This window comes from Streptomyces sp. NPDC048644, assembly GCF_043199105.1.
GTDB lineage: Bacteria > Actinomycetota > Actinomycetes > Streptomycetales > Streptomycetaceae > Streptomyces.
Window position 1 is genome coordinate 339,577 of the sequence record NZ_JBICVO010000003.1, and the last position, 23,865, is coordinate 363,441.

General features: G+C 74.5%; 24 protein-coding genes and 1 pseudogene. 12 read left to right on the top strand and 13 right to left on the bottom strand.

What is annotated here, in order from left to right:
- Positions 1 to 72 precede the first annotated feature (72 nt).
- A complete protein-coding gene (locus ACGFNI_RS08550; RefSeq protein ID WP_393681841.1) occupies positions 73 to 1,068 on the bottom strand; it encodes a class I SAM-dependent methyltransferase in 996 nt (331 codons plus the stop codon).
- Between the two features lie 122 nt (positions 1,069 to 1,190).
- Here ACGFNI_RS08550 and ACGFNI_RS08555 point away from each other — a divergent pair, with 122 nt between their 5' ends.
- The 3 genes from ACGFNI_RS08555 (at position 1,191) to ACGFNI_RS08565 (ending at position 4,711) form a co-directional block, all read left to right on the top strand.
- Complete coding sequence (locus tag ACGFNI_RS08555) at positions 1,191 to 2,291, top strand: DUF1266 domain-containing protein (protein WP_393681843.1); 1,101 nt, start codon at positions 1,191 to 1,193, stop codon at positions 2,289 to 2,291.
- Between the two features lie 69 nt (positions 2,292 to 2,360).
- A complete protein-coding gene (locus tag ACGFNI_RS08560; protein WP_393681844.1) occupies positions 2,361 to 3,755 on the top strand; it encodes a cryptochrome/photolyase family protein in 1,395 nt (464 codons plus the stop codon).
- 92 nt (positions 3,756 to 3,847) lie between these two features.
- A complete protein-coding gene (locus ACGFNI_RS08565) occupies positions 3,848 to 4,711 on the top strand; it encodes an endo alpha-1,4 polygalactosaminidase (protein WP_393681845.1) in 864 nt (287 codons plus the stop codon).
- Positions 4,712 to 4,734: 23 nt separating this feature from the next.
- Here ACGFNI_RS08565 and ACGFNI_RS08570 read toward each other — a convergent pair whose 3' ends face one another.
- The 3 genes from ACGFNI_RS08570 to ACGFNI_RS08580 are packed head-to-tail and all read right to left on the bottom strand — an operon-like array spanning position 4,735 to position 6,325.
- Positions 4,735 to 5,109 (bottom strand): Asp23/Gls24 family envelope stress response protein, encoded by a 375-nt coding sequence (locus tag ACGFNI_RS08570; RefSeq protein WP_393681846.1) that lies wholly within the window; start codon positions 5,107 to 5,109, stop codon positions 4,735 to 4,737.
- Positions 5,106 to 5,789 (bottom strand): Asp23/Gls24 family envelope stress response protein, encoded by a 684-nt coding sequence (locus ACGFNI_RS08575; RefSeq protein WP_393681847.1) that lies wholly within the window; start codon positions 5,787 to 5,789, stop codon positions 5,106 to 5,108. The genes ACGFNI_RS08570 and ACGFNI_RS08575 overlap by 4 nt, the downstream gene beginning before the upstream one ends.
- Entirely contained in the window at positions 5,780 to 6,325 is a 546-nt protein-coding gene (locus ACGFNI_RS08580) for an RNA polymerase sigma factor (protein WP_393681848.1), read from the bottom strand. The genes ACGFNI_RS08575 and ACGFNI_RS08580 overlap by 10 nt, the downstream gene beginning before the upstream one ends.
- Before the next feature lie 576 nt (positions 6,326 to 6,901).
- Between ACGFNI_RS08580 and ACGFNI_RS08585 the strand changes: the two genes are divergently transcribed.
- Both ACGFNI_RS08585 and ACGFNI_RS08590 read left to right on the top strand, forming a co-directional pair.
- Positions 6,902 to 7,549, top strand: a complete 648-nt coding sequence (locus ACGFNI_RS08585; RefSeq protein WP_393681850.1) for a DUF6286 domain-containing protein — start codon at positions 6,902 to 6,904, stop codon at positions 7,547 to 7,549.
- Positions 7,546 to 8,562, top strand: coding sequence for a YihY/virulence factor BrkB family protein (locus tag ACGFNI_RS08590; protein WP_393681852.1), 1,017 nt, complete (start codon positions 7,546 to 7,548; stop codon positions 8,560 to 8,562). The genes ACGFNI_RS08585 and ACGFNI_RS08590 overlap by 4 nt, the downstream gene beginning before the upstream one ends.
- 13 nt (positions 8,563 to 8,575) lie before the next feature.
- On the opposite strand, the gene ACGFNI_RS08595 is transcribed toward ACGFNI_RS08590, so the two are convergent.
- On the bottom strand, positions 8,576 to 8,884 hold the full coding sequence (locus tag ACGFNI_RS08595; protein ID WP_393681853.1) for a 4a-hydroxytetrahydrobiopterin dehydratase: 309 nt from the start codon (positions 8,882 to 8,884) through the stop codon (positions 8,576 to 8,578).
- Between the two features lie 269 nt (positions 8,885 to 9,153).
- Here ACGFNI_RS08595 and ACGFNI_RS08600 point away from each other — a divergent pair, with 269 nt between their 5' ends.
- A complete protein-coding gene (locus ACGFNI_RS08600; protein ID WP_393681855.1) occupies positions 9,154 to 10,290 on the top strand; it encodes a M20 family metallopeptidase in 1,137 nt (378 codons plus the stop codon).
- Between the two features lie 31 nt (positions 10,291 to 10,321).
- Here ACGFNI_RS08600 and ACGFNI_RS08605 read toward each other — a convergent pair whose 3' ends face one another.
- Together ACGFNI_RS08605 and ACGFNI_RS08610 are read right to left on the bottom strand one after the other, a co-directional pair.
- Complete coding sequence (locus ACGFNI_RS08605; protein WP_393681856.1) at positions 10,322 to 11,674, bottom strand: amino acid permease; 1,353 nt, start codon at positions 11,672 to 11,674, stop codon at positions 10,322 to 10,324.
- Between the two features lie 86 nt (positions 11,675 to 11,760).
- Positions 11,761 to 13,938 (bottom strand): phage holin family protein, encoded by a 2,178-nt coding sequence (locus tag ACGFNI_RS08610; protein WP_393681858.1) that lies wholly within the window; start codon positions 13,936 to 13,938, stop codon positions 11,761 to 11,763.
- A gap of 196 nt (positions 13,939 to 14,134) precedes the next feature.
- Between ACGFNI_RS08610 and ACGFNI_RS08615 the strand changes: the two genes are divergently transcribed.
- Positions 14,135 to 14,977 carry an MBL fold metallo-hydrolase gene (locus ACGFNI_RS08615; RefSeq protein ID WP_393681860.1) on the top strand — a complete coding sequence of 281 codons (843 nt, stop codon included), beginning with the start codon at positions 14,135 to 14,137 and terminating at the stop codon, positions 14,975 to 14,977.
- A complete protein-coding gene (locus ACGFNI_RS08620) occupies positions 14,974 to 15,594 on the top strand; it encodes a DedA family protein (protein ID WP_393681861.1) in 621 nt (206 codons plus the stop codon). Before ACGFNI_RS08615 ends, ACGFNI_RS08620 begins: the two co-directional genes overlap by 4 nt.
- Positions 15,595 to 15,604: 10 nt before the next feature.
- Here the strand turns inward: ACGFNI_RS08620 and ACGFNI_RS08625 are convergent, their stop codons facing one another.
- From ACGFNI_RS08625 to ACGFNI_RS08635, 3 genes are all read right to left on the bottom strand, one after another.
- Positions 15,605 to 16,747: an MBL fold metallo-hydrolase gene (locus tag ACGFNI_RS08625; protein ID WP_393681863.1), complete on the bottom strand. Its 1,143-nt coding sequence runs from the start codon at positions 16,745 to 16,747 to the stop codon at positions 15,605 to 15,607.
- Positions 16,748 to 16,829: 82 nt separating this feature from the next.
- The gene (locus ACGFNI_RS08630; protein ID WP_393681864.1) at positions 16,830 to 18,023 is read right to left on the bottom strand and encodes an aminotransferase class I/II-fold pyridoxal phosphate-dependent enzyme; all 1,194 of its coding nucleotides are present in this window, start codon (positions 18,021 to 18,023) and stop codon (positions 16,830 to 16,832) included.
- Between the two features lie 267 nt (positions 18,024 to 18,290).
- Positions 18,291 to 18,728: a GNAT family N-acetyltransferase gene (locus ACGFNI_RS08635; RefSeq protein ID WP_393681866.1), complete on the bottom strand. Its 438-nt coding sequence runs from the start codon at positions 18,726 to 18,728 to the stop codon at positions 18,291 to 18,293.
- Positions 18,729 to 18,870: 142 nt separating this feature from the next.
- On the opposite strand from ACGFNI_RS08635, the gene ACGFNI_RS08640 reads away from it, so the two are divergent.
- The 3 genes from ACGFNI_RS08640 (at position 18,871) to ACGFNI_RS08650 (ending at position 21,757) form a co-directional block, all read left to right on the top strand.
- Positions 18,871 to 20,355 carry a bifunctional phosphatase PAP2/diacylglycerol kinase family protein gene (locus ACGFNI_RS08640; RefSeq protein WP_393681868.1) on the top strand — a complete coding sequence of 495 codons (1,485 nt, stop codon included), beginning with the start codon at positions 18,871 to 18,873 and terminating at the stop codon, positions 20,353 to 20,355.
- A 142-nt stretch (positions 20,356 to 20,497) separates the two neighbouring features.
- The gene (locus ACGFNI_RS08645) at positions 20,498 to 21,313 is read left to right on the top strand and encodes a class I SAM-dependent methyltransferase (RefSeq protein ID WP_393681870.1); all 816 of its coding nucleotides are present in this window, start codon (positions 20,498 to 20,500) and stop codon (positions 21,311 to 21,313) included.
- A gap of 90 nt (positions 21,314 to 21,403) precedes the next feature.
- Complete coding sequence (locus ACGFNI_RS08650) at positions 21,404 to 21,757, top strand: VOC family protein (protein WP_393681871.1); 354 nt, start codon at positions 21,404 to 21,406, stop codon at positions 21,755 to 21,757.
- A gap of 44 nt (positions 21,758 to 21,801) precedes the next feature.
- Here the strand turns inward: ACGFNI_RS08650 and ACGFNI_RS08655 are convergent, their stop codons facing one another.
- Positions 21,802 to 22,335, bottom strand: a complete 534-nt coding sequence (locus ACGFNI_RS08655; protein WP_393681873.1) for a TetR-like C-terminal domain-containing protein — start codon at positions 22,333 to 22,335, stop codon at positions 21,802 to 21,804.
- Between ACGFNI_RS08655 and ACGFNI_RS08660 the strand changes: the two are divergent.
- Positions 22,255 to 22,713, top strand: a pseudogene (locus tag ACGFNI_RS08660) (aldehyde dehydrogenase family protein); the annotation flags it as partial. The gene ACGFNI_RS08655 and the pseudogene ACGFNI_RS08660 sit on opposite strands and share 81 nt — an antisense overlap.
- A 59-nt stretch (positions 22,714 to 22,772) precedes the next feature.
- On the opposite strand, the gene ACGFNI_RS08665 reads toward ACGFNI_RS08660, so the two are convergent.
- Both ACGFNI_RS08665 and ACGFNI_RS08670 read right to left on the bottom strand, forming a co-directional pair.
- Positions 22,773 to 23,147 (bottom strand): glyoxalase superfamily protein, encoded by a 375-nt coding sequence (locus ACGFNI_RS08665; protein ID WP_393681875.1) that lies wholly within the window; start codon positions 23,145 to 23,147, stop codon positions 22,773 to 22,775.
- Positions 23,148 to 23,192: 45 nt separating this feature from the next.
- A complete protein-coding gene (locus ACGFNI_RS08670) occupies positions 23,193 to 23,825 on the bottom strand; it encodes a flavodoxin family protein (protein ID WP_393681876.1) in 633 nt (210 codons plus the stop codon).
- Positions 23,826 to 23,865: the final 40 nt, after the last annotated feature.

Here is a 23,865-nt window from a genome sequence, read left to right on the forward strand (position 1 = left end):
CCGGTCGGACCGGGCACGGACACCGCGCCGCCCCGCCCTCCGGACTGAGGGCGGGGTCGAACCGGCGGCTCGTCAGCGTGCGCGGGCGGTGTGCACGGTCTGGGCGGTGAGCAGGAAGACGTCGGGGCGGCGGGCGATGCCGGCCGGGTCGTCCGGGTCGGTGAGGCGGCCGATGGCGGCCAGGTCGTCGGGGGCGAGCAGGTCGCCGTGCATCTCGGCGCTGCGGGACAGGCCCTCCAGGACGTAGGCGCGGGCCTCGGCGGACAGCGGGGCCGGCAGGTCCAGCAGGAAGCTGCGGGTGCGCGGGGTGTGCAGGCCGGCTTCGGTGAGCATCGCGGGCCAGTCCTCGACGACGGCAGCGGCGCCCGGCAGCTCGGCCCTCATCTGCCCGAACCACTCCTCGGTCGCCGCTTCGAGCCTGGCCTGGAGGCCGGGGCGGCCGATGCCGATGTCGCGCGGCAGCGACCGCGGGGCCAGCCCGCCTTCCGATACGGCGAGCAGCCCGCCGGGCCGCAGGTGGCGGGCGAGGGCGGTGACGGCGCGCTGCTGGTCGCCCACGTGGTGCAGGGCCTTGCTCGTCCAGATCAGATCGGCGTCGCCGACCGGTCCGTACGCGGGGCGGTCGGCGGATCCGGCGCCGTCACCGGAGACCGGCGGCGCGTCCAGGCCGTCCGGGAGTTCGGCGACGTGGGTGCGGACGCGGTCGGCGAGCCCGAGGCGGTCGGCGCGGGCGCGGGCGCGGGCCAGCAGGGGTTCGCTGGAGTCCACCGCGACGACCTCGGCCTCGGGGAAGGCGCGGGCGAGGAGACAGGTGGTGACACCAGGCCCGCTGCCGACGTCGAGGATGCGGCGTACCGGGCCGCGGCCGTCCGCCGCGGGCGGGGCGAGCAGTTCACGGAGCCAGGCGGCGGCCTGTTCGAAGACCGGGGTGTGCAGTTCGGCGCCGCTCTCCAGCAGCGGGCCGAGCACCGCCCAGTCCATCTGCGTCGAGCCGTCGTGGGTGTGGTGGCGGGCGGCGGTGTGCGCGGGGGCGGGCCGGGAGCCGTGACGGTGGTCGTCGTGAGTCATGGCGCCGAGCCTGCGGTACCGGAGCGCCGGGGAGCAAAGTTCCTTGCCGGTCCGGCAACCACCCGGGCGCCGCCCGTACCGCCGGGCGCCGTAATGTCACTCCCGTGGGTACTCCGGGATGGATGCCGCCGACGGATATCGAGCGGCGGCTGTGTGAGGCGACGGCGCGTGGCGACCGGGACGGGCAGATCGCGGCCGTCGCGGGCGAGGACATGTATTTGGCGGTGCCGCAGCAGGGCCAGGATCCGCTGCCGGTCTACGACGACCCCGTGGCGGGCGGGAAGTGCATTCCCGTCCTGACCCGCGGGATGCTGCCGCCCTGGCAGCCGCAGCAGTTCTTCGACCGGGTCTCGGTGGAGGAACTGGCGCAGGACTGGCCGAACGGCAAGTGGCACCTCGCGGTCAACCCGGGCACGCCGTGCGCCGCGTATCTGGCCGCGACGGCCGCGCACCGCGCCGTCTGGCTACAGGCCCGCGGGCAGTTCGGCGTGCGGCCCGGCGGCCTGCTCAGCACGCACGCAGCGGGGCCGCTGCACGGCCCGCTCGCCCAGGGCCTGGCCTGCGGGGCGCCGATCGCCGTGCACCACAGCGTCCCGTGGAACGAGCTGGGCACCGTCTTCCTCGACCACGCGTCGGACGCGCAGACGCTGCGGGACCAGTGGTCGGTGACCGATCCGGCGACCTGGCAGCAGCGGCTTGACCAGCTGCTCGGCGGGCAGTTCGTCCCGGCCGGCACGGAGGAGGCACTGCGCGCCCGCGCCGCCGGCACACAGGACGCCCCAAAGGACGCCGCCCGCGAGGGGGACGAGGCGGAGCCCGCCGCGGTCCGCAAGGAGGACGACGGGGAGACCGGGGACGCCGATGTGCCCGAGCTGGTGACCCGTTACGAAGAGCGGTTCCGCGCGGACGGGTTGCTGCCCGCGGGCGGCCGGGTCGTCTCGCTCGTCGCGCTGGACCTCGCCCACGCCGTGAACCTCGTCCGCTGGGGCCTGGGCGCCAGGCTGTGCGCGCCGCCGCAGGCCGAGCAGGCGGTCCTGCGGGCCGGCGCGCAGGCCAGGGAGGCGTACGGCTCCTGGGACGAGTTCGCCGCCGGGTATGCGCTGGGCCGGATGCTCGCGTTCGACAACGGCTGGTTCGGCGCCCCGTACGCCGAGGCGCTGCACGTCCACCGGGTCCTCACGCAGGATCCCGCCTCGCCGTGGCGGGGGCTCGCCTTCGCCTGACCGGCCGGGCCGTCGCCGTACCGGACCCGTGCGGGAGAGGCCGGGGCCGGGGTGCGGTAAGGCTATGTCATGGATGTGACGATTTGTCTGTTCAGTTCTGATCTGCGGTTGCACGATCAGCCCGTCCTGGATGCCGCGCTGCGCTCCGGTACCCGGGTGGTGCCGCTGTTCGTCGTCGACTCCGGTGTCGCGGACGCGGGGTTCATGGTGCCCAACCGCGCGGCGTTCCTGGCAGACGCGCTGGCCGATCTCGCGGCCGGGCTCCGTGACCGCGGCGGGCGGCTGATCATCCGTACGGGTGAGGTGGTCGCCGAGACCTGCCGGGTGGCCGAGGAGACCGGGGCCGGTGAGGTGCACGTCGCGGCCGGGGTCTCGGCGTACGCGCTGCGCAGGGAGCGCCGACTGGGCGCGGAGCTGGCTGCGGCGCGGCGGGCGCTCGTGGTGCACGACGGGGTGATCACGGCGGTGCCGCCGGGCGCCGTACTGCCGACGGGAGCGCGGCGCGCGGGCGGCGGCAGCGGCCATTTCGCCGTCTTCACGCCGTACTTCCGGCGCTGGCGGGCCGAGGGGCTGCGCACGGTGCGGCCCGCGCCGCGCACCGTGGCGGTACCGGACGGGGTGCGCTCCGATCCGCTCCCGGCCGCCGGTGACCTGTGCCCCGGCGGGAGTCCGTCCCCGGCGCTGCCCGAAGGGGGCGAGACGGTGGGCCGCCGCCGCTTCGGGGCCTGGCAGCGGTCCGGTATGGCCGCCTACGAGAACCGGCACGACGACCTGCCGGGCGACGCCACCTCGCGTCTGTCGCCGTATCTGCACTTCGGCTGCCTCTCGCCGGTGGAGCTGGTCCGCAAGGCGGCCACCCGGGACGATCCGGGCGCGCGGGCCTTCGTACGGCAGCTCGCCTGGCGGGACTTCCACCATCAGGTGCTGGCCGCGCGCCCGGACGCGGCGTCCTGCGACTACCGCACCAGGGGCGATTGTTGGCGCCGGGACACCGCCGAGGTGACGGCGTGGCAGGAGGGCCGCACCGGCTACCCGGTCGTGGACGCGGCGATGCGGCAGCTGCTGCACGAGGGCTGGATGCACAACCGCGCGCGGATGCTGGTCGCCGGATTCCTGACGAAGACGCTGTACGCGGACTGGCGGGTGGGCGCGCGGCACTTCCTGGACCTGCTGGTGGACGGCGACCTCGCCAACAACCAGCTGAACTGGCAGTGGATGGCGGGCACCGGCACCGACACCCGCCCCAACCGGGTGCTCAACCCGCTCGTCCAGGGCAGGCGGTTCGATCCGCGCGGCGCGTATGTGCGGCGCTGGGTACCGGAGTTGGCGCGGCTGGAGGGCGCCGCGGTGCACCGGCCGTGGACGCTGGACGCGCGGGAGCGGGCGGCGTACGACTACCCGGAGCCGCTGGTGGATCCGGCGGACGGGGCGGCCCGCTTCCGCCGGGCGCGCGGGCTGGACTGACGGCCGGTGGGCGGGAATCCGCGGGCGGCCCGTAATCTTCCTCCCGTCGTCCCGCCCCGCCCCAGTACCCCGACCGAAAGCCGAATGCCGCCGTGCCCCGTCAACTCCGCCGCGGCGTGCCCGCGCTCCTGCTCATACTGGCCTGCCTCGCGGGGTGCACCCCCACCACCGGTTCCGGAGAGCCGCACTCCGGTTCGGCCGCCCCGACAGGGGCCGAGACGAAGGACGTACGGCAGCCGCGTGCCCACGCCGCGTTCGACTACCAACTGGGCGGCCCGTACCGGCCCGCGTCCGATGTGCGGGTGGTCTCCCGCGACCGCACCGCGAAACCCGCGGACGGCCGCTACAACATCTGCTACGTGAACGCGTTCCAGACCCAGCCGGGCGAACAGGCCCTGCGCTGGTGGCAGCGGAAACACCCCGATCTGCTCCTGCGCAAGGGCGGGCCCGACGGCGACCTGGTCATCGACGAGGACTGGGACGAGCCGCTGCTGGACATCTCGACCGGCGCGCGGCGTGCCGCGCTGGCCGATGTGGTGGGCCGCTGGATCGACGGGTGCGCCGATGCGGGATTCGACGCGGTGGAGCCCGACAACCTCGACTCCTACCAGCGCTCCCAGGGCCTGCTCGACGCCGACGACGCGACGGCCTTCGCCCGCCTGCTCGCCGAACGCGCCCACCACAAGGGCCTGGCCATCGCCCAGAAGAACACCACGGACCTGCTCGGCGCGCACACCCGTATCGGCTTCGACTTCGCCGTGACCGAGGAGTGCGGTCGCTACGCGGAGTGCGAGGAGTTCGCCAGGGCCTACGGCAACCGGGTCTTCGACATCGAGTACCGGGCAGCGGACTTCGCCGCGGCCTGCCGGACCTGGGGTTCCTCCCTCGCCCTCGTCCTGCGCGACCGCGACGTCCGCCCGAAGGGCGAGAGCGGCCACGTCCACCGGCACTGCTGACCCGCGGCGGGCGGGGCAGCTCCTCAGGTGATGTCGGTGACCGTCACGGTGACGCTCACCGCGGGGGCCTCGCCGCCGTCCGCGAGCGCTTCCCGTACGGCGGTTTCGGTACGGGCACGGACCGCGCGGGTGACGTCGATGGCCCGGTGGCCGGTGCGGACCGCGAGGTGGATGCGCAGGTGCCAGCGTTCGGGGTGGTCTTGGCGCTCGGCCCGCACACCGGCCATGCGGGTGTCGGCCACCGGGCCGCCGCCCGGCGCGCGCGCCGCCGCGCCGCGCAGCAGATCGCCGAGGCCCGGCCGGAGGAAGGCCACGCCGGGCGTCTCCCGTGCCGCGTCGGCCGCGGCGTGCAGCACCAGCGCGTGCCGTTGCGGCTGATGCCGTTGCGGCCGGCTCATGCGGGGCCCTCCTCCTCGTCGGGTTCGGCACGGCGGTCGGGGGCTGCGGTCGCGGCCCGGGGCGCACCGTCAGGCCCGGCGGCGCCGTCCCCGTCGTCGCCGGTGTCGTCCAGCAGGTCCACGACGCGGACGTCGATCTCTTCGACGTCCATGCCGACGCCGTCCCCGGCCACGGACCTGATCTGCCGGCGGACCCGCTCGGCCAGTTCGGGCACGGGCCAGGTGAAGCCGGCGGCCAGTTCCACGACCACCTTGACCGGTCCGCCGGGGGTGGTCGGGGTGACCCGGCAACTGCCCGCGTGCACGCCCGGCACCCGTTCCGCCGCGGCCCTGAACGCCTTGGCCGCCGCCGCCTCGGTGATCCAGGCGTCGTCGCCCGGCTCGCCGAGCGGCAGCGTGCGGCCGGGCCGGAGTTCGGTCCTGACCAGGTCCATCACCCGCCCGGTGAAGCGGTCGGCGATCCGCTGTGCGTGCGCCCCCGCGCTCTCGGCCTCGTCCGCCTGCCGCGTCTCGCTGACGTACCGGTGCAGCACGCCGATGCGGCTCAGCGCCTCCCGGCAGTACGGGCACTCGGCGAGGTGCGGATCGTCCGCCCCTTCGGTCTCCTCCGCCTGGCTCCATACCGACGACAGCGTTCGGCCGCACGGCAGGATCGGGTCGTCGTCATCGGTCAGCGCCATGCGCCCATCACCTCCGTCAGATAACGGCGTGCTCGGAACACCCTCCCACGCACCGCCTGGTGGCTGGTGCCCACGACCTCGGCGATCTCCTCGTACGAGAGGCCGTGCAACTCCCGCAGCACCCAGCAGGCGCGCTGCTCGGGGGTGAGGCCGGTGAGGGCCTCGGACAGTGCTTCGACGGCCGCGGTGGACTCCGCGGCGCGCACCGGTGACGACGCGTGCTCGGGAGCGGTCGGTTCGGGGACCGAGCCGAGGTCCTGGGTGGGGCGCCGGCTCCGCAGTACGTTCAGGCACCGGTTGGTCACGATCCGGTACATCCAGGTGGAGAACGCGGCGTCACCCCGGAATTCCGGCATCCGCCGCCAGGCGCTGACGAACGCCTCCTGCACGGCGTCCTCCGCGTCGGCACGGCTGCCGAGCAGCCGGGTGGCGAGGCTCAGGAGCAACCCGCTGTGGCGGCGTACCAGCACCTCGAAGGCCCCTTCGTCCCCCTCACCGGCACGTACGGCCAGTAGGGCATCGCTGGGTCCTGGCACTCATCGGCTCCTCTCCTCCATGCGCGGTCGTCGCCCCTGCCGCCCTTGGGACAGCGCGGGGCAAAAATCCTCACGCAGGAGATTCGTAACCGATCGGACCGTGGATGGGCGGGCATTCCGGCCGAATATTTCCCGCCTGTCGTGCGCGACGCTCACCGGTCGCCTGGGTCCGAGCCGGTGCACGGTGGTCCCCGCGGCCAGGTCCTGGCGTCGCACTCCCGTTGCCTGCCCGGCGGGCAGACCACCGCTCCGGGCGCCGCCCAGGCGGGCGCGTCCCGGGGTGCCGGGCGGACGACCGGGAACCCGGAGAGGAGGGACCGCTCATCTCCAGCCCCTGGGAGGACGCGCCGGGCGGCACGGTGCACGTACCGTGCCCTTACGGGGACACGCCGAGCCAGTGGGGGACATACCGATGAACGCATCAGGGACCGGCCCGCCGGCGGGCATGGCGCCGGGCCGGGCCTGACGGGCCGGCGCCATGAGGTTGACTCATCAGGGCGGCGGGCAGGCGGGGCGGAGAGCCCGGAGCGGCCGTGGAATCCGGAGAGGCCGGTGGGCGGCGTGAGGAGGACGGCGATGGATCGTCGTGAGGTGACGGCGGGGGCTGCCGCGCGGCGGCCGTACGCGGCGGGGAGCGCCGGTGCGGCCGGGCGGGGCGGCGGGCTGACGCGTGCCAGGCGGCGGGTCAGGCCGGCGCGGCGCGGGGCCGTGGCGCTGCCCGCCCTCATGGGCCTGATCGGCTGCGGCGCTCTGCTGGCGCCACGCTTCGTGGCTTCCTTCGGAGGCCAACTCCCTTCCTGGTCCCACTGGTCGAGCCACATACCGGCCGCCGTGCACACCACCGACCGGTGGGTGATCGGCGGCGCTTCGGCCCTCGCGCTGGCCGGGGTGGCGATGGTGGTGCTGGCGCTCACACCGGGCGCGCGCCGGGAGTTGGCGACGGAACCGCTGCTGCCCGGCGTACGGGCCTCGCTGGACCGCCGGGGCGTCGGCGCTCTGCTGCGCGATACGGCCCTGCATGTGCCGGGGATAGCGGGCGCCCGGGTGCGGGTGCGTGGTCGGCGGGCCGTGGTGCGGGCGGTGCTGGCCTTCGGCGATCCCACCGAGGTCCTCGATGCGCTCACCGCCGAACTCGCCGCCCGCCGCGACAGGCTGGGCCTCCTCCGCCCGCCGCGCCTGGTGATCCGGATCGCTCCGGTCGGCTACCGGCCCCGCACCCCGTGAGCCGCCGGCACGGCGCCGACACCGCGCCGGCGGACACCGCGCGGGACGGCGCGCCGGTGCGGCCCCGTACGACGCCGCTGCCGAGCTGGGCGCAGTGCCGCACCGCGCTGCGCCGTACGCCGGTGTCGGTCTGGAACGATGACGTGACGGACTGGGCGGCGAGCCTGACGTACTACTCCGTCCTGGCGCTGCTGCCCTCGCTGATCGTGACGGTGTCGCTGATCGGGCTCGCCGACCCCGCGGCGACCGAGCAGCTGATCAACCACCTCACGTCGATCGCCCCCGCCCAGTCGGGCCCGCCGCTGCGGCGCGCGCTGGTCGGCATGGCGCATCAGCGGACCGCCGCCTGGCTGCTGGTGAGCGGCGCGCTGGTCAGCGCGCTGTGGTCGTCGTGCAGCTATCTGGCGGTGTTCCGGCGGGCGTTGCACGCGATGAACCGCGTACGGGACGACCGGCCGCCGTGGCGCAAGGCGCCGCGCATCCTCGCCACCGCGCTGCTGCTGATGGCGTTGCTGATCAGCAGCGCGGTGGCCCTGCTGATCAGCGGGCCGATCGCGTCGGCGGTCAGCCGGTCGCTGGGGCTCGGCGCGTTCGGCGAGGACACCTGGAGCATCCTCCAGTGGCCGTTGCTGCTGGTGTTGGCGGTGGTCCTGGTGATGGTGCTGTTCCGGTCGGGGCCGCCGAGTTCCCGCGGGGTGCGCCGGGCGGTTCCCGGCGGGGTGGTCTCGGTCCTGCTGTGGCTGGTGTCGTCCGCGGCCTTCACGTTCTACGCGTCCTACGTCGGCACCTTCAACCGCCTCTACGGTTCGCTCGCCGGGCCGCTGGTCTTCCTCATCTGGCTGTGGTTCTCGCACCTCTCGCTGCTGTCCGGCGCCCAGTTCAACGTCGAACTGGCCCGCGCGGGCTGGGTGGCTCCGGGCCGGAAGCACCGGACCCGGCACACGCCGTGGCCGGACGCCGAGGCCGGTCCGCCTCCGGCTTCCGGCCCCGGCGCGGCGGGGCGCGGGGAGTAAGGCGCCGCGGCCCTCAGCTCGCGCCGTGGCCGGGCGCGATGGCCTCGATGCGCCGGGCCAGGCCGAAGTCGAGGGCGGTGATCCGGCCGCCGATGCTGTGCGTGTTCACCGCCACGGCCAGGTCGTGGTAGCCGAGGGTGAGATCCGCGTGGTGGTCCAACTCCTCCTGGATCTGGGCGATATGGACGACCATCACGGCGGCCGGGATGTGCCCGGCGAAGCGATAGCTACGCCGCAGCATGCCGTCGGACACCGACCATTCGGGCAGCTCAGCGAGACGGTCGTCGATCTCCGCGTCACCGAGCGGTTCCACCTTGGCCATGGCACTCGTCTCCCTCACTCCGCCGCCCCGCACCTGCGGGCTCGCGCCTTCCAGCCTGGCACGCCCACGCGCCACCGCATCCGCCCAACGCCCCACAATTTTTGCGCAACGCTCAGCAAGTGACGGTACGCGGTCCTGACACAACCCTCCCCACACCCGCCATACACACCACTTGCGCGGATGGAAACCCTTGCGCAATATGCGCAACATCTGGTCGGATGGTGTCGCCCCGGCTCTGCGCAGCCACCCTCCCACCGGCAGGAGATCCCGTGTACGACGACGCCGTGACGCTCGCACAGCAGCTCGTCAGGATGGACACACGGGGCGGTGACGAAGAGCCGGCCGCGGCGTTCCTGGCCACGCTCCTGGAGGACGCGGGGTTCGCCGTCCGGGTCGAGGAGCCGGAGGCGGGGCGCGCCAACCTCGTCGCCGTCCGCGGTGCCGGCACCCCGGTCACCCTGACCGGGCACCTGGACACGGTGCCTGCCGACGCCTCCGGCTGGTCGTTCGATCCGCTGAGCGGTGAGATCCACGGTGACCGGCTGCGCGGTCGCGGCAGCAGTGACATGAAGGCGGGTGTCGCCGGCATCGTGTCCGCCGCCACCCGGCACGCGGCGCACTCCCCCGGCACCGCCGTGCAGCTGGTCTTCACCTTCGGCGAGGAGACCGGCTGCGAGGGCGCCGCGACGCTGGACGGGCTCGCGCCGAGCCCCGTGCTGCTGGTGGCCGAGCCGACCGCCAACCGCGTCGTCCTGGGGCACAAGGGCGCGCTGTGGCTGCGGCTGACCGCGCACGGCCGCAGCGCGCACGGCTCCCGGCCTGAGCTGGGAGACAACGCCCTGGTCAAGCTGGCCGCCGCAGCGCAGCGCATCCACCGGCACGGCGACTGGCCGCACAGCGCCACGCATGGCGCGGCCACCGTCAACGTCGGCACGTTCCACGCCGGGGTCCAGCCCAACCTCGTCCCCGACCGTGCCGAACTCACCCTCGACGTGCGCACCGTGCCGGGCTTCACCTCGGCCGACGCGGTGGCCGCGATCCGCCGGCTGGCGGCGGACGGCGGGGCCGACGTCACCGTCGAGCGGATCCTCGACCTGCCGAGCGTGGCCACCGACCCCGGCGACACGCTGGCCCGCGAGCTGACCGGCGTGCTGGTGCCGGGGACGGCGCCCGCCGCCGGTGCCGGTGGCCAGGAACCGTGCTGCGCCACGTACTTCACCGATGCCTCGGTGCTCGCCGGGAAGCTGGGCACACCTGCCGTGCTGCTGTACGGGCCGGGCGAGCCTGAGCAGGCGCACGTCACGGACGAGACCTGTTCGGTGGCCGCCCTCCGCGCGTCGACCGCGGCGCTGGAGCGGCTCCTCGCGCGCTGGCACGAGCGGGCCGACGGGCACCGGGAGGGCTGAGGCCCGCCCGGTCCGCGGCTGCCGGGCGGTGTTACGGGCCGTCGACGGCGGCGGGCTCCGGCGCCGCCCCGGCGCGGCCCTTGCGGCGGGCCGACATGAAGGCGTAGACGAGGATGCCGGCGAAGAGGAACAGCACGCCCTGGTAGATCGCGGCGTAGCCGGCGCCTGCGACGAGCCAGAAGGTGAAGCCGAAGGCGGCGAGCGCGAGGGTCAGGTCGCGGGCGAAGCGGGCCGGGCGGACCTTGTCGCGCTGCCCGGAGAGCAGGAAGTAGATCTGGGCGCCGGCCGCGAGGAGGTAGGGGACGGTCGCCGAGAAGGTGGTGATCAGCACCAGGATCTCGAAGACGCCACTGGTCCCCGTCAGGTAGTTGATCACCGTCAGGGCGCTCGCCAGCACCACGGCGGCGAGGACGCCGAAGGTCGGTACGCCGCGCCGCTTGGTGAGGAAGGCGGCGGGGAAGAGGCCGTCCTTGGCCGCCGCGTACGGGGACTGGGCGCTCATCAGCGTCCAGCCGTTGAGCGCGCCGATGATCGAGACGACGGCGGCTGCCGCGATGACCGTGCCGCCCCACTGGCCGCCGAACATCGCGTTGACCGCGTCCGAGAACGGCGCCTTGGAGTCGACGAGCTTGTCGTGGGCGACGGTGCCGAACACCGCGAGGGTGCCCAGGAGATAGACGACGGCGGCGCCGATGGTGCCGAGTACGGTGGCCCGCCCGACGTTGCGCTCCGGGTCGCGTACCTCACCCGCGCTCATCGCGGCTGACTCCACGCCGACGTAGCTGTAGAGCAGGATCGCCGCGGCTGCCGACATGCCGCCGAGTGTGCTCTGGCCGCTCGCGTTGAAGGAGCCGAGGTTGTCCGGGTCGAAGAAGAACATTCCGACGACGGCGATGAACAGCAGCGGGACGAACTTCAGGACGGTGGAGACCAGTTGGACGGCGCCGACGTAGCGGGTGCCGGCGAAGTTGGCGAGGGCCGGCAGCCACAGCGCGCCCAGGGCCACCGCGAGGTCGGTGCCGCGCGAGGCGTGCCCGGGGAAGAGGACGTGGACGTAGCCGACGGCGGCGACCGCGAGGGCCGCGTTGCTGACCCAGGTCATGGTCCAGTACGACCAGGCGGACAGGAAGCCCGCGAAGTCGCCGAACGCCTCGCGGGCGTAGACGTAGGGGCCGCCGGTGTCGGGGTGGCGCCTGGCCAGCCGGCCGAAGACCAGGGCGAGGGCGAGGGCGCCGATGGTCAGGACGCCGAAGGCGACGAGGCTGACGGTGCCGAAGGGGGCCACGGACGCCGGCAGCAGGAAGATGCCGCCGCCGATGATGTTGCCCATTACCAGGCAGGTGGCGGTTCCGAGACCGAAGCGGCGGGTGTGCCGGTCGTGCATGGCGTGGTGGGCCTCTCGTCGTGCGCTGTGCACCCGGGATTGCCGAGCGACTCCCTATCGTCGACGAACGGACACCCGCCCCAAAATCAGCGGGTTTTGTCCTGCGCCGGATAGTCGTGCGACGGAAAACCTTCGGGCTTGACCGTTTCGGACCGTAGTTCGTTCGCATCGTCCGCGGAGCGCGACGCGGCGGCCGGAGTGGGTGACGCCTGCGTGCACAACCGTCCGGCGCCGGTGGTGAGAGGCAGCTGCGGCCCGTCCTCCTCGCGCAGCCAGCGGCGCAGGACACGGTGCACCTGCTCGGCGCCGACCAGCTCACCGCCGTCCGCCACCGGCGGCGACAGCTCCTCGGGCCACAGCAGGAAGGGGTGGCTCTGCGCGCCGCCGAGACCGCCGTGCGACCCGATCTGCTCCTCAAAGGCGTGCACCTCGCCCGTCGCCGGGTCGTAGGCGGAGTTGACCATGATGTCGGCGACGTGCGGGAAGCGGTCGGTGCGGCGTACCGCGTCGGCGGCGCCCTCACCGAACGCGGCCAGCGGGTCGGTGCCGATGACGCGGCCGGTGTCCAGGTGGTGCTCGGCGCCGGACGGGCCGAGCACCACGGCGCCGTGTTCCGCCGAGCGGACCAGCAGGAAGCCGATGCCGGGGTGGTTGGCGAGGGTGCCGAGCAGCGCGGGGTTCCTGCGGTCCAGTTCCTCGCGGGTGACCCGGCCCGGTATGTCGGGGAACGACACCAGGCCGAGGTTGCCGGATGCCAGCACGACCGGCTGGGACCTGCTGTGCCCTTCCCGCTCCTCCGGGCGGCGCAGCGCGGCCCGCGCCGCCTGCCTGGCCTCGGCACCGCTGCGGGTACGCCCCGCCCGCCGCGGCACCGGCAGCCCGCAGCCGGCCCGCACCAGGTCGCCCAGGCGCAGCCCGTAGCGCTCCAGGAACGTCACGCCGGGGCTCTGGCCGTGGTCCGAGAGCAGCACGATGCGGTACGGGCGCGGGGCGTGCCGGGACGCCTTGGCGAGCAGCGCGACGGCCCGGTCCAGGCTGCGCAGCACCTGGCGGGTGTCGCGGTGGCTCGGCCCCGAGTGGTGCGCGACCTCGTCGTAGGCGACCAGGTCGGCGTAGACGGCTGCGCGTCCCGCCAGCATGTCGCCGACGACGGCGGCGACCACCACGTCGCGTTCGACGACGGTCGCGAAGGCGCGGATGACGGGGTAGAGGCCACCGCGCTTGACCCGCGGCAGCTCCCGGCGGAAGCGGGTGCGCAGCGACTGGGCGATCTCGCGGCAGATCTCGGCGAGGAAGGAGACGGCGGTGCGGGTGGCGTTGCCCGGGTCGGAGAAGTACGCGAAGTAGCCGGCCCGGGAGCGGTTGTACCGGCCGCGGCGGGCGGCGACCGACATGACCAGCGCGACCTGGTCGGCGCCGCCGCTGAAGAGGTTGCCGCGGCTGGCGCCGTCGTGGGCGAGCAGGCCGCCGTCGCCGGTGCGCTCGACGGCCCGGCGCTGGAGTTCGGCGGCGCTGGTCGGCCGGTTGCTGACGACGAGTTCGCCGGTCTCCTTCTCGTACCAGCGGAAGGCGGGCAGGTCCTCGTTGCTGCCGTGCAGGATGCCGAGCTGGCTGGCGCCGGTCTGGCTGGACCAGTCCGTGCGCCAGGGGGTGAGGCGGTGGCTGGTGGCCCGCCAGCGGGCGACGGTCTCCATCAGCGGTCGCTCGCCCTCGGTGGCCTCCCGCAGCAGGTCGTGCCCCACCCCGTCGAGCTGGAGGAAGAGGGTGCCGGGTGCGCGGGGGCCGGTGGCGGCACCGGCCCGGCGGGCACGCCGGCCCGCGAGCCGCACCAGCCGGCGGCGGTACGCCTCGTCGTTGCGTACGGCGAGGAAGGCGGAGGTGGCCGACGAGGTCGCGGACATCACGGCGGCGACGATCACGGCGGTCTCGGGGGCGGCCTGGCCGCGGCCCTCGGGGATCAGGCCGAGGGCGAGCAGCAGCAGCGAGCCGTTGAGGAAGAAGACCAGCAGGCCGAGTACGAGGGCGGGCACCAGCAGCAGGGCCCGCACGAGCAGCGGCCAGACCAGGGCGCTGAGCAGGCCGAAGGCGCCGGCGCCGAGGGCGGCGGTGAGTGCGGTGCGGGTGAAGCTGTCGCCGTTTTGCGACTGGAGGCGGAAGTCGGGCAGCACCGTGGCGAGCAGCAGCAGAGTGAGACTGGACACCGCCCACACGGCGAGTACCCGCCACAGGGCGCCACCGAGAGTCCTCCACCGCGGCGTCCGCACGCCTTACCGCCTCACGCTCCGGCCCGCGCCGGCGGCACGGACATCCTGCTAAGCGTGTCATAAACAGACCGCTCGATGACCTGTGCCCCGGTATGCATGAAATGCCGCAGACACATAGAAATCCCCTACCTGCGGCGTGGCCGTCCGGCCCGCCCCGCCCCGGCTTTCCGGTCCCCCGTGCCGTGCTCCCTGCGGGATGAGGCAGGATCGAAAGGCAGTGCCACGAGTCGGGAGGTCAGCGGTGCCGGAGGTCACCTGGTGGGGGCATGCCACCGCGACGATCGAGGACTCCGGGGTGCGGGTGCTGACCGATCCGCTGTTCACCCGCAGGCTGGCCCATCTGCGGCGCCGCCGCGGCGCGCTGCCGCCGCCCGCCGCCGCCCGCGCCGACCTGGTCCTGGTGTCCCATCTGCACGCCGATCATCTGCACCCCGCCTCGCTCGCCCGTCTCGCGCCCGGGACGCGGCTCGTGGTGCCGGACGGCGCCCGCGCCGCGGTGCCGGGACTGCGGCGGGTGGCCGCGGCACGCGGGCTGCGGATCACCGAGGTCGTGCCAGGGGACGTCCTGGAGGCCGGGGCGGCCGACGGCACGGGCACGGTGACCGTACGGGCGGTGCACGCGGCGCACGACGGGCGGCGGCTGCCGTACGGGCCGCACCTCTCGCCCGCGCTCGGCTACGTCGTGCACGGCACGGTACGGACGTACTTCGCGGGCGACACCGGCCTGTTCGACGGGATGGCCGAGGCCGTCGGGCCGTGCGAGGTGGCGCTGTTGCCGGTGGGCGGCTGGGGGCCGTTCCTGGGCAGCGGGCATCTGAATCCGCGGCGGGCGGCCGAGGCGGTGGCGCTGCTGGCGCCTGCCAGCGCCGTCCCGGTGCACTACGGCACATACTGGCCGATCGGCCTCGACGCAGTGCGACCGCACGAATTCCACGCCCCCGGCGAGGAGTTCGCGCGCCAGGTGGCGCTGCTGGCACCGGATGTGACGGTGCACCGGCTCGGGCACGGCGAGTCGGTACGGCCGGTGGTCACGCGATGACGCCGTTGGCCGTGACGCTGCTCGCGGACGTCCCACCGGAGTCGACGCAGCAGGCGGTGGCGTATCCGTCGCTCTTTCTGCTGGTGGTGCTGGGGTCTTTGGTGCCGGTGGTGCCGACGGGGGCGGTGGTCAGCTCGGCGGCCGTGGTGGCCTTCCACCAGTCGTCGCCGTTCGCGCTGCTGATCGTCTTCGCCGTGGCGTCGTTCGCGGCGTTCCTGGGTGACCTGGGTCTGTACTGGCTGGGCAGCCGCGGCACGCACTCCCGGGGCGGATCGCGCTGGCTGGAGCGGCTGCGCGCCCGTGCGGCGCCGGAGCGTCTTGCGCAGGCTCAGCAGAAACTGCGGGCGCACGGCGTGCTGGTGCTGGTCCTGTCGCGGCTGGTGCCGGCCGGCCGGATCCCGATCATGCTGGCGTGCCTGCTGTCGGCGATGCCGCTGCGCACCTTCGCCCGCGGCGACGTTCCCGCGTGCCTGGCGTGGGCGGCGACGTACCAGCTCATCGGGCTGGCCGGCGGTTCGCTGTTCGGCAAGCCGTGGGAGGGCGTGGTGGCCGCGGTGGCCCTGACCGTCCTGATCGGCGCGGTGCCCGCACTCTGGCGGCGGCTGCGGCCACGCTAGGTCTGAGGGTTCAGGGGACGGGCAGGACCCGGGAGGCGCCGACCGGCAGGTCCCAGAGGTCGTCGCGGGGGCGGCCGGTGGCGGCCCAGGCGGCGCGGACGCGGTGCAGGGGTTCCATCGGCGGCTCGCCGGAGAGCAGGAACGTCGACCAGTGCATCGGGGCCAGCACCCGCGCGCCGACGTCCTGGCAGGCCCGTACCGCCTCTTCGGGGTCGGTGTGCACCGGGCGCAGCATCCAGCGCGGGTCGTAGGCGCCGATGGGCAGCAGCGCGAGATCGATGCCGGGGTAGCGGCGGCCGATCTCCTCGAACCAGTGGCCGTAGCCGGTGTCGCCCGCGAAGTGCACCCGCCGGCCGTCGGGCGCGGTGAGCAGCCAGCCGCCCCACAGGGTGCGGCAGGTGTCGACGAGGGTCCGCTTGCTCCAGTGGTGCGCGGGCACGAAGTCGAAGCGCACGGGCCCTTCGGGCGCGGGGAGTTCGACCGCCTCCCACCAGTCCAGCTCGGTGACCTGGGTGAAGCCGCGGCGGCGCGCCCAGGGCGCGAGGCCGGCGGGGAGCAGGAGCGGGGTGGTACGGGGCAGGCGCTTGAGGGTGGGGGCATCGAGGTGGTCGTAGTGGTTGTGGCTGATGACCACCGCGTCGACCGGCGGCAGGTCCTCCCAGCGCACTCCCACCGGGGTGACCCGGGGCGGCGTGCCGAGGATCTTGCGGGACCACACGGGGTCGGTCAGCACGGTGAGTCCGCCGATCCGCACGACCCAACTGGCGTGCCCCGCCCAGGTGAGGGCGACGGTGTCGGGTCCTGCCGGTGGCAGCGGCCCCGGGGCGAACGGGAGGTCCTGAATCTGCCCCATGGCCTCCTCGGCCGGGCGCAGCTTGCCTTCCCTGGCGATCCTGGCCAGCGCACGGACACCGGGAAGCGGCGCGGTCAGCCGGTCGGTGAAGTCCCTGGGCCAGGTGCGCGGCTCTCCCAGGGGGCGGGGTTCGGTGAGCGGCGGCGGGGCGGTGGGCGGCGCGGCGGCGAACCCGGGGGCCTGACCTGCCTCGCCGGATGCCGGGCCCCTCTCGCCCGGTGCCCGCTCGACGGGGACGGTCCCGTCGGGCACCGCGGCGAGCGCGTGCTCGGCGACGGAGCGCTCGGTCTGTTCGGTCATCGAGGGGCTCCATTCGGTGGACTGAACCAGGGGATTGAGCCGGGGAGTTGGGCCAGGGGGTGGCGGCGGGCGGCCGGGGCGGTCAGCCGCCGCGCGCGGTGAGTGCGGCCAGGGCGTCCGAGAGGCCGGTCAACGCCGCGGCGATCTGCGGCAGTTCGAGCGGGTCGGGCACGTCCAGGACGCGGCGGCGCAGCTCCGGGTCGGCACCGAGCAGCGCCTCGGCGCCCAGCCGCACCCGCAGCGCGCCCGGATCGTCCCCGAAACGCTGCCCGGCCCGCGCCGACCAGGTCCGCAACTCCCGCTCCAGCGCCGCCGGTTCGCCGATTCCCGCGGCGGCGAGCGGGCGGCGCAGCGGGTCGAGGTCCGCGTAGAGGTGGCTGCCCGAGCGCGGCGGACGGCAGAGCGCACCGGCCGCCGTGAGGATGCGGTGGAGCGCGGCGGCGAGGGCGCCGTACACCCGGGCGACCGTCATGGTGCGGGCGCGTACGGCGTCGGGTTCGGCCAGGGCGTGGCCGACGGCACCGGCCAGCGGCGCCGGGAGCGGGGTGCCCACGGCGGTCAGCGCGTCGTGGGCGGCGGCGCGCAGCGCGGTGCCGCGGCCGGTGGCGGGGAAGCGGGCCACCGCCGCGGGCCAGGAGGCGGGGACGAGGGCGGGCCGCAGGTCGGTCAGGACCACGACCTCGTCCGGCAGCATCTCGGCGGGGCTGAGCAGCACGGTGTCGTGCGGGTCGTGCAGCAGGTCGCGGCGCGACTCGTCGCTGATCACCCACATCCCCTCGCCCGCCGCCGCCTCACAGACCTCGTGCAGCTGCTCGGGCGGCGGGCAGGTGCCGGTCGGGTCGTCGGCGACGGACAGCACCAGGACCCGGGGCGTCTCGCCCTGCATGCGGGCCCTGCGCACGGTCTCCAGGAACGCGAACGGATCGGGCGCGCCGCCCGATTCGGCGGGCACCGGCGCGAGGTGCACCGGCCGCCCCAGCAGCCGGGCGGGCGGCGCGTACCACTCGGCGCAGGGCCGCGGCAGCACCACGGCTCCGCCGGCCGCCGCGTACAGCGCCAGCAGCAGGGCGGGCGCGCCGGGGGCGGCGAGGAGGTGGCCGGGGTCGGTGGCCAGGCCGCGGCGTTCCCAGTAGCCGGCCGCCGCCGCGCGCAGTGCGCAGGAGCCGCCCGCGGGTTCAGGTCCCGCGCGGTCGGCCGCCGCGGCGAGGTGGGCGGCGAGTTCGGGCAGCACCGGGAAGCCGGCCGGCACTTCCGGCTCCGGGGCGGTCCGCTGCATCCGTACCTCCACATTGCACGACGGCCGGCCGGGGCCTGCGGCGGCCGGCCGCGGCCCGGTGCGGCGGGCGGGGCCCCGGCCGGTGTTCGTGGGCCCATCACATGAATCACGCCTCGCCCACCTTGGCAGATCGCGGGGATGGCGGCGGTTCGACACGTCAGCGGAGCGCGCCCGGCGGCGTAGCGGCCCGGTGCGGCGGGGCCGTATGGGGCATGGGGGTCGCTCGTGCGTACGACGACCAGGGCGGGGCGGATGCGGTGCCCCGCGCTACGGGGCGGGCGCCTCGTACCGGTGCACCGTGACCCGCTCGCCCGGTCCCCACTCCTGCCACTCGGTGCCGGTGCGGAGCCAGCCGTGCCGCTCGTAGAGGGCGACGGCCGCGCGGTCGGTGCTCTTCACGTCCAGGACCAGCCGCAGTCCGCGGGCCCTGGCCGTGTCCTGGGCGACGCGCAGCAGGCGACCGCCGATGCCCTGGCCGCGGGCGGCGGGGCCGACGTAGAGGCGGCTGACCTCGTGGCCGCACAGGGCGGCGTGGCCGACGACGGTGCCGCCGTCGTCGGCGACCCAGGCGGCGGTGAGCCCCTCAGGCGTGAGCCAGCGCACCGGGTCGGCGGGCCAGTGGTGCGGATAGCCGCTGTGCGCGTGCACGTCGGCCAGGACCGCGGCGCAGGCATCGAGGTCGGTGTCGTTCCGTTTCCTGATCACCCGGGAATGCAAGCACAGCGGGACGGAGCGGCAACCGGTTTTCCGGTGGCCCGCGGCCGGCTGCGGCCGGTGTGTGCGGAACGACAGCGCGCAGCGGTCCGGTTCGTGCCTGTTGCGGCCGGGTTGGGGTACAAGAAGGCGCATGCACACGCTCCTGAACCGAATCGACCTGCGTCTCTTCGACACCATCGCCTCCCGCGAGTGGCCCGGTGCCCAGCAGGTGCTGCCCCGTCTGACCCGCGGCGCCGACCACGGGCTGCTGTGGTTCGGCATCGCGGCGGGTGCCGCCGCGCTCGGTGGCCGCCCCGCCCGCCGGGCCGCGCTGCGCGGCGCCGCCTCCCTCGCGGTGGCGTCGGCGACGGTGAACACCCTCGGCAAGCGCTCCGTGCGGCGGGCGCGCCCGCTGCTGGACGCGGTGCCCGTCATACGGCAGGTGCGCCGTCAGCCCGTCACCTCCTCCTTCCCTTCGGGGCACGCGGCGTCGGCGGTCGCCTTCGCCACCGGCGTCGCCTTCGAGAACAAGTGGTGGGGTCTTGCGCTGGCGCCGCTCGCCGCTTCGGTGGCGTTCTCCCGCGTCTACACCGGCGTGCACTACCCGGGCGATGTGCTGGCGGGCGCCGCGCTGGGCGCCGGGGCGGCGTTCGCGGTGCGCGGTCTGGCGCCGACCAGGGCCCAGTTGGCGCCGCCCGCCAGGCCGCGCGCCGACGCTCCGGCGCTGCCCGGCGGGCGCGGCCTGGCCGTGGTCGCCAACCAGGGGTCGGGGCAGCGCGGCGAGACCCGCCCCGACCGGTCCCAGGAGGTGCACGGGGCGCTGCCGCACGCCGAGGTGGTGACCTGCGACGGGACGGACGCCACGACGCTGGACAAGGCGCTGGAGGAGGCGGCGGAGAGCGCCGCGCGGCAGGGCGGCGCCCTGGGGGTGCTGGGCGGCGACGGCACGGTCAACGCGGCGGCGGCCGTCGCGGTCAGGCACGGCCTGCCGCTGGTGGTGCTGCCCGGCGGCACGCACAACCACTTCGCCTACGACCTGGGCATCGAGAGCGTCGCCGACGCGGCGCGGGCGGTGGAGCGGGGTGAGGCGGTGGCGGTGGACCTGGCGCGATTCCGGGCCGGGCCGCACCGGGAGGGCCAGTACTTCCTCAACACCTTCTCCATCGGGGCCTATCCGGAGCTGGTGCGGATCAGGGAGCAGTGGGCGGGCCGGATCGGCGCCTGGCCCGCCGGGGTGCTCGCCGCCTGGAAGGTGCTGCGGACGGCGAAGCCGGTGGAGGCCGAAGTGAACGGCCGCAAGCGGGAGTTGTGGATGCTGTTCGTCGGCAACTGCGCCTACCGCGGCCTCGGTCTGACCCCGGTACGGCGGCACGACCTGGCCGACGGTGTGCTCGATGTGCGGGTGGTGCGGGGCGGCCGGCTGGCCCGCACCAGGCTGCTGGCGGCGGCGCTGACGGGCACCCCGCGCTCCTCTCCCGTGCTCGGCGAGGCGCGGCTGCGCAGGCTGCGGATCGACGGCCTGCCGGACGGTACGGATCTCGCGTTCGACGGTGAAGTGACCACCTCGCCCGGCGGGTTGACCCTGGAGAAGGAGAACGAGGCGCTGACGGTCTACCGCCTGCTGCCCGAATCCTGAGATGACACTCTCATGATTCGAGATTGCGGCGTACCGTGAGCTGATCACGCCGAGGGCTCCCGCACGCGGACGGTGCGGGCCCCGGCGTACCGGCGCCGTCCGCAGCGGCGCCGGTACGCCGCCAGACACGAAGGAGCCGGCCATGCCGCAGGAAACCGCTGTCTACACGCACGGTCACCACGAGTCCGTACTGCGCTCACACACCTGGCGCACGGCCGCCAACTCGGCGGGATACCTGCTGAGTTCGCTCCGTCCGCACATGAAGGTGCTGGACATCGGCTGCGGCCCCGGCACCATCACCGCCGACCTGGCGGAACTGGTGCCCGACGGCCACGTCACGGGCCTGGAGTACGCGCCCGACATCCTGGAGCAGGCCCGCGCCACGACCCACGGCCGCGGGCTGACCAACGTCCGTTTCGAGGCCGGTGACGTCCACTCCCTGGACTACCCCGACGACACCTTCTGCGTGACCCACGCCCACCAGGTGCTCCAGCACGTGGGCGATCCGGTCCAGGCCCTGCGCGAGATGCGCCGGGTCACCAAGCCGGGCGGCATCGTGGCCGTACGCGACGCGGACTACTCGGCCATGACCTGGTACCCGGAGGTCGACGGAATGGACGACTGGCTGCGGCTGTACCTGCGGGTGACCCGCGCCAACGGCGGCGAGCCGGACGCCGGGCGGCGGCTGCACGCCTGGGCCAGGCAGGCCGGCTTCGCCGCGGAATCCGTCACCGTGACGACGGGCACCTGGTGCTATCACACGCCGCAGGAGCGCAGTTGGTGGAGCGGACTGTGGGCGGACCGCACGGTCTCGTCGGACTACGCGCGGCTCGCGGTGGACGGCGGCCACGCCACACCGGAGGAACTGACGGCCGCCGCACGGGCCTGGCGCGCGTGGGGCACCGATGAGGACGGCTGGTTCTCCGTGCTGCACGGCGAGATCCTCTGCCGGGTGTGAGGGCGGCGGCCGGCGCCTGCCGTTCCCCCGCAGGGCTGATCACCGGCAACTGATCGCGCACCTGCCACCCCCTCAACTACCCTTCCCCGTATGGATATTCTGGGGACCTCATTGCGGGTGTGCGTCGGCGATCTCGACTCGGCCATCGGCGTCTACGAACGCCTGACCGGCGCGGAAGCCCTGCGCTTCCAGCGCGGCGGTGTCGCGGTGGCGGCCGTCGGCTGCTTCTTCCTGATGAGCGGCCCGGAGGCGGAACTCTCGGTGCTCCGGAAGGTCACCGCGACGATAGCGGTCAAGGACGTGGACGAGGCCGTGGCGGATCTCCAGGCGGTGGGCGCGGACATCATCGCGGGCCCGCTGGCGACCCCCATCGGCCGCAATCTGGTCGCCCGGCATCCGGACGGATCGATCTTCGAGTACATCGACCGCCAACAGGACGTCTGACCGGGGCCGCCCAGCGGTCATGCGCCGCCGTCGGGCGGCTGCGCTCAGGCGGTGCGGGCCCCCAGTGCCCGCAGCAGGAACGGCAGCAGTTCCCGGGTCATCGCCTCGCCTGAGGTCGGCGCCCGCGGCGGACCCGCCGCGGGCCCGTCCGCCGCACCGGACGCCGGGTCAGGCCCCGGGGTGAGGAAGAGCCGGCTGACCATCGAGCCGACGACCAGGTCGGCGAGTACGTGCGCGTCGTCGAGCGGCGGGATGTCGCCGCGGCCGACGGCCCGGCGCACGACGGTCGCCGCGCGGTCGCGCACCGGCTGGACGATGGCGGTGTCCAGGACCCGCGCCAGGGCGGCATTGTGCGCGGCTTCACCGATCAGGACGTGCAGCAGCCGCCCGCCGGGGCCTTCCAGCGTCCCGGCCTTGTCGCGCAGCAGCGAGGCGAGGTCGCCCTCCAGGGTGCCGGTGTCGGGCTGCGGGCCGAGGTCGGCGGCCCAGCGCACGGCGGTGACATCGTCAACGAACGGCACTTCGACCGGCTCACCGGCCTCCTCGGCAGCGGCCGTACGGTCATCGGCGGCAGCCACGACCGCGCCGCCCGCTACCTGGCGCCCACCGTGCTCGCCGACGTCGCCGCCGACGCCCCCGTGATGCGGGAGGAGATCTTCGGCCCGATCCTGCCGATCGTGTCCGTACCTGACCTGGACGCGGTGATCGCCTTCATCACCGCACGCGACAAGCCGCTGGCGCTGTACGCCTTCACCGGATCCGACGAGACCAAGCGCAGGCTGCTGGCCGAGACCTCGTCCGGCGCGCTCGGCTTCGGCCTGCCGGTCGCCCATCTCGCGGCGCCCGGCCTGCCGTTCGGCGGCGTCGGCGAGAGCGGTATGGGGCGGTACCACGGCGAGTACTCGCTCGACACCTTCAGCCACACCAAGGCGGTGCTCGACAAGCCGCTGGGCTGACGGCGTCCGGGGTTCCGCCCCGGCGGACCGGAGCGGAAGGCCACGGGCCCGCCCAGCGGTCATGCGCCGCCGCCGGGTTCGGTGAAGCGCAGCCGGTTGCCGAACGGGTCGGTCAGGGTCAGCGTGGTCCCGGTCTCGTCGTGCTCCAGCCCCGGCCTGAGGTACGGGTAGCTCTTGGCCGCCAGTTCGGCGTGGAGTGCGCGGACGCCGGTCAGCTCCAGGTACAGCCCGGAGCCCGGCGTGGCGTCCCCGTGGTGCTCGGACAGATGCAGCACGAGGCCGCCGCGCGAGACCTGGGTGTACAGCGGCATGCCGGGCTCGAAGCGGTGTTCCCAGTCGACGGCGCAGCCCAGGTAGCCGACGTAGAACTCGTGCGCCTTGGCCACGTCGAAGATGCGCAGGACGGGCACGGTGCGGTGAAAGACGATTGCCATGCGTCCACTGTGCTCCACCGGCGCGCACCGCCCCTCCCCCGTCGGCTACCGCGCGCCGTCATCCGCTTCGTGCGGGAACCGGGCGAACGGCGCCTCCTGCTGGAAGAAGGTCTTGGCGCGCAGCTCCGCGCGCTGGTCGCCTTGCACCTGTCCCGGCCGGGATCCGTTGCCGAACAGCACCCCGCCGAAGCGCATCCCCAGGTACGCGGCCGTGTGGCGGAGGGTGGTCACCAGCCCGTCGGCGACGGCCTCGTCGTGGTCCGCCATGACCGTCACTCCCCACAGGGTCCGGCCCGCCATCCGCTCCTTGAAGTCCGAGCCCGGCACCGTCAGCCAGCCCGACCAGTAGTCGAGGTAGCGCTTGGTCTGCGCGGAGAGCGTGTACCAGTACAGGGGGGAGGCGATGACGATGTCGGTGGCCTCGCGGGTGGCCTGCCGCAGCACCTCCTCGTTCTCCCCGCCCGGCGTGGCGTCCCTCTCGTGCCGTCCGTCCTGGAAGTCGGGCAGCGGCAGCCGGGCCAGGTCCACCCAGCGCTGCGGTATCCCGGTGGGCAGTTGCTGCGCGGCGGCCCGTGCGAGGGTTTCGGTGTTGCCGTCGGGGCGGGAGCTGCCGAGGACGAAGAGGAACGAGCGGGTGTCGGCCGGCGGCACGCCGTCGACCTGGAATGTTTCGGTCATGGCGCGACGTTAAAGGTTCACATCGATGGGAAGGTCAAGC

What these genes read in the sequence shown, in the direction of transcription:
- ACGFNI_RS08665 (WP_393681875.1), bottom strand. Translation starts at nt 23,147, where the DNA reads ATGGCAATCGTCTTTCACCGCACCGTGCCCGTCCTGCGCATCTTCGAC.
- ACGFNI_RS08555 (WP_393681843.1), top strand. Translation starts at nt 1,191, where the DNA reads ATGCCGCCGACGGATATCGAGCGGCGGCTGTGTGAGGCGACGGCGCGT.
- ACGFNI_RS08605 (WP_393681856.1), bottom strand. Translation starts at nt 11,674, where the DNA reads ATGCACGACCGGCACACCCGCCGCTTCGGTCTCGGAACCGCCACCTGC.
- ACGFNI_RS08625 (WP_393681863.1), bottom strand. Translation starts at nt 16,747, where the DNA reads ATGACCGAACAGACCGAGCGCTCCGTCGCCGAGCACGCGCTCGCCGCG.
- ACGFNI_RS08615 (WP_393681860.1), top strand. Translation starts at nt 14,135, where the DNA reads ATGAGGCAGGATCGAAAGGCAGTGCCACGAGTCGGGAGGTCAGCGGTG.
- ACGFNI_RS08595 (WP_393681853.1), bottom strand. Translation starts at nt 8,884, where the DNA reads ATGGCCAAGGTGGAACCGCTCGGTGACGCGGAGATCGACGACCGTCTC.
- ACGFNI_RS08575 (WP_393681847.1), bottom strand. Translation starts at nt 5,789, where the DNA reads ATGGCGCTGACCGATGACGACGACCCGATCCTGCCGTGCGGCCGAACG.
- ACGFNI_RS08550 (WP_393681841.1), bottom strand. Translation starts at nt 1,068, where the DNA reads ATGACTCACGACGACCACCGTCACGGCTCCCGGCCCGCCCCCGCGCAC.
- ACGFNI_RS08645 (WP_393681870.1), top strand. Translation starts at nt 20,498, where the DNA reads ATGCCGCAGGAAACCGCTGTCTACACGCACGGTCACCACGAGTCCGTA.
- ACGFNI_RS08560 (WP_393681844.1), top strand. Translation starts at nt 2,361, where the DNA reads ATGGATGTGACGATTTGTCTGTTCAGTTCTGATCTGCGGTTGCACGAT.
- ACGFNI_RS08570 (WP_393681846.1), bottom strand. Translation starts at nt 5,109, where the DNA reads ATGAGCCGGCCGCAACGGCATCAGCCGCAACGGCACGCGCTGGTGCTG.
- ACGFNI_RS08670 (WP_393681876.1), bottom strand. Translation starts at nt 23,825, where the DNA reads ATGACCGAAACATTCCAGGTCGACGGCGTGCCGCCGGCCGACACCCGC.
- ACGFNI_RS08585 (WP_393681850.1), top strand. Translation starts at nt 6,902, where the DNA reads ATGGATCGTCGTGAGGTGACGGCGGGGGCTGCCGCGCGGCGGCCGTAC.
- ACGFNI_RS08650 (WP_393681871.1), top strand. Translation starts at nt 21,404, where the DNA reads ATGGATATTCTGGGGACCTCATTGCGGGTGTGCGTCGGCGATCTCGAC.
- ACGFNI_RS08620 (WP_393681861.1), top strand. Translation starts at nt 14,974, where the DNA reads ATGACGCCGTTGGCCGTGACGCTGCTCGCGGACGTCCCACCGGAGTCG.
- ACGFNI_RS08640 (WP_393681868.1), top strand. Translation starts at nt 18,871, where the DNA reads ATGCACACGCTCCTGAACCGAATCGACCTGCGTCTCTTCGACACCATC.
- ACGFNI_RS08630 (WP_393681864.1), bottom strand. Translation starts at nt 18,023, where the DNA reads ATGCAGCGGACCGCCCCGGAGCCGGAAGTGCCGGCCGGCTTCCCGGTG.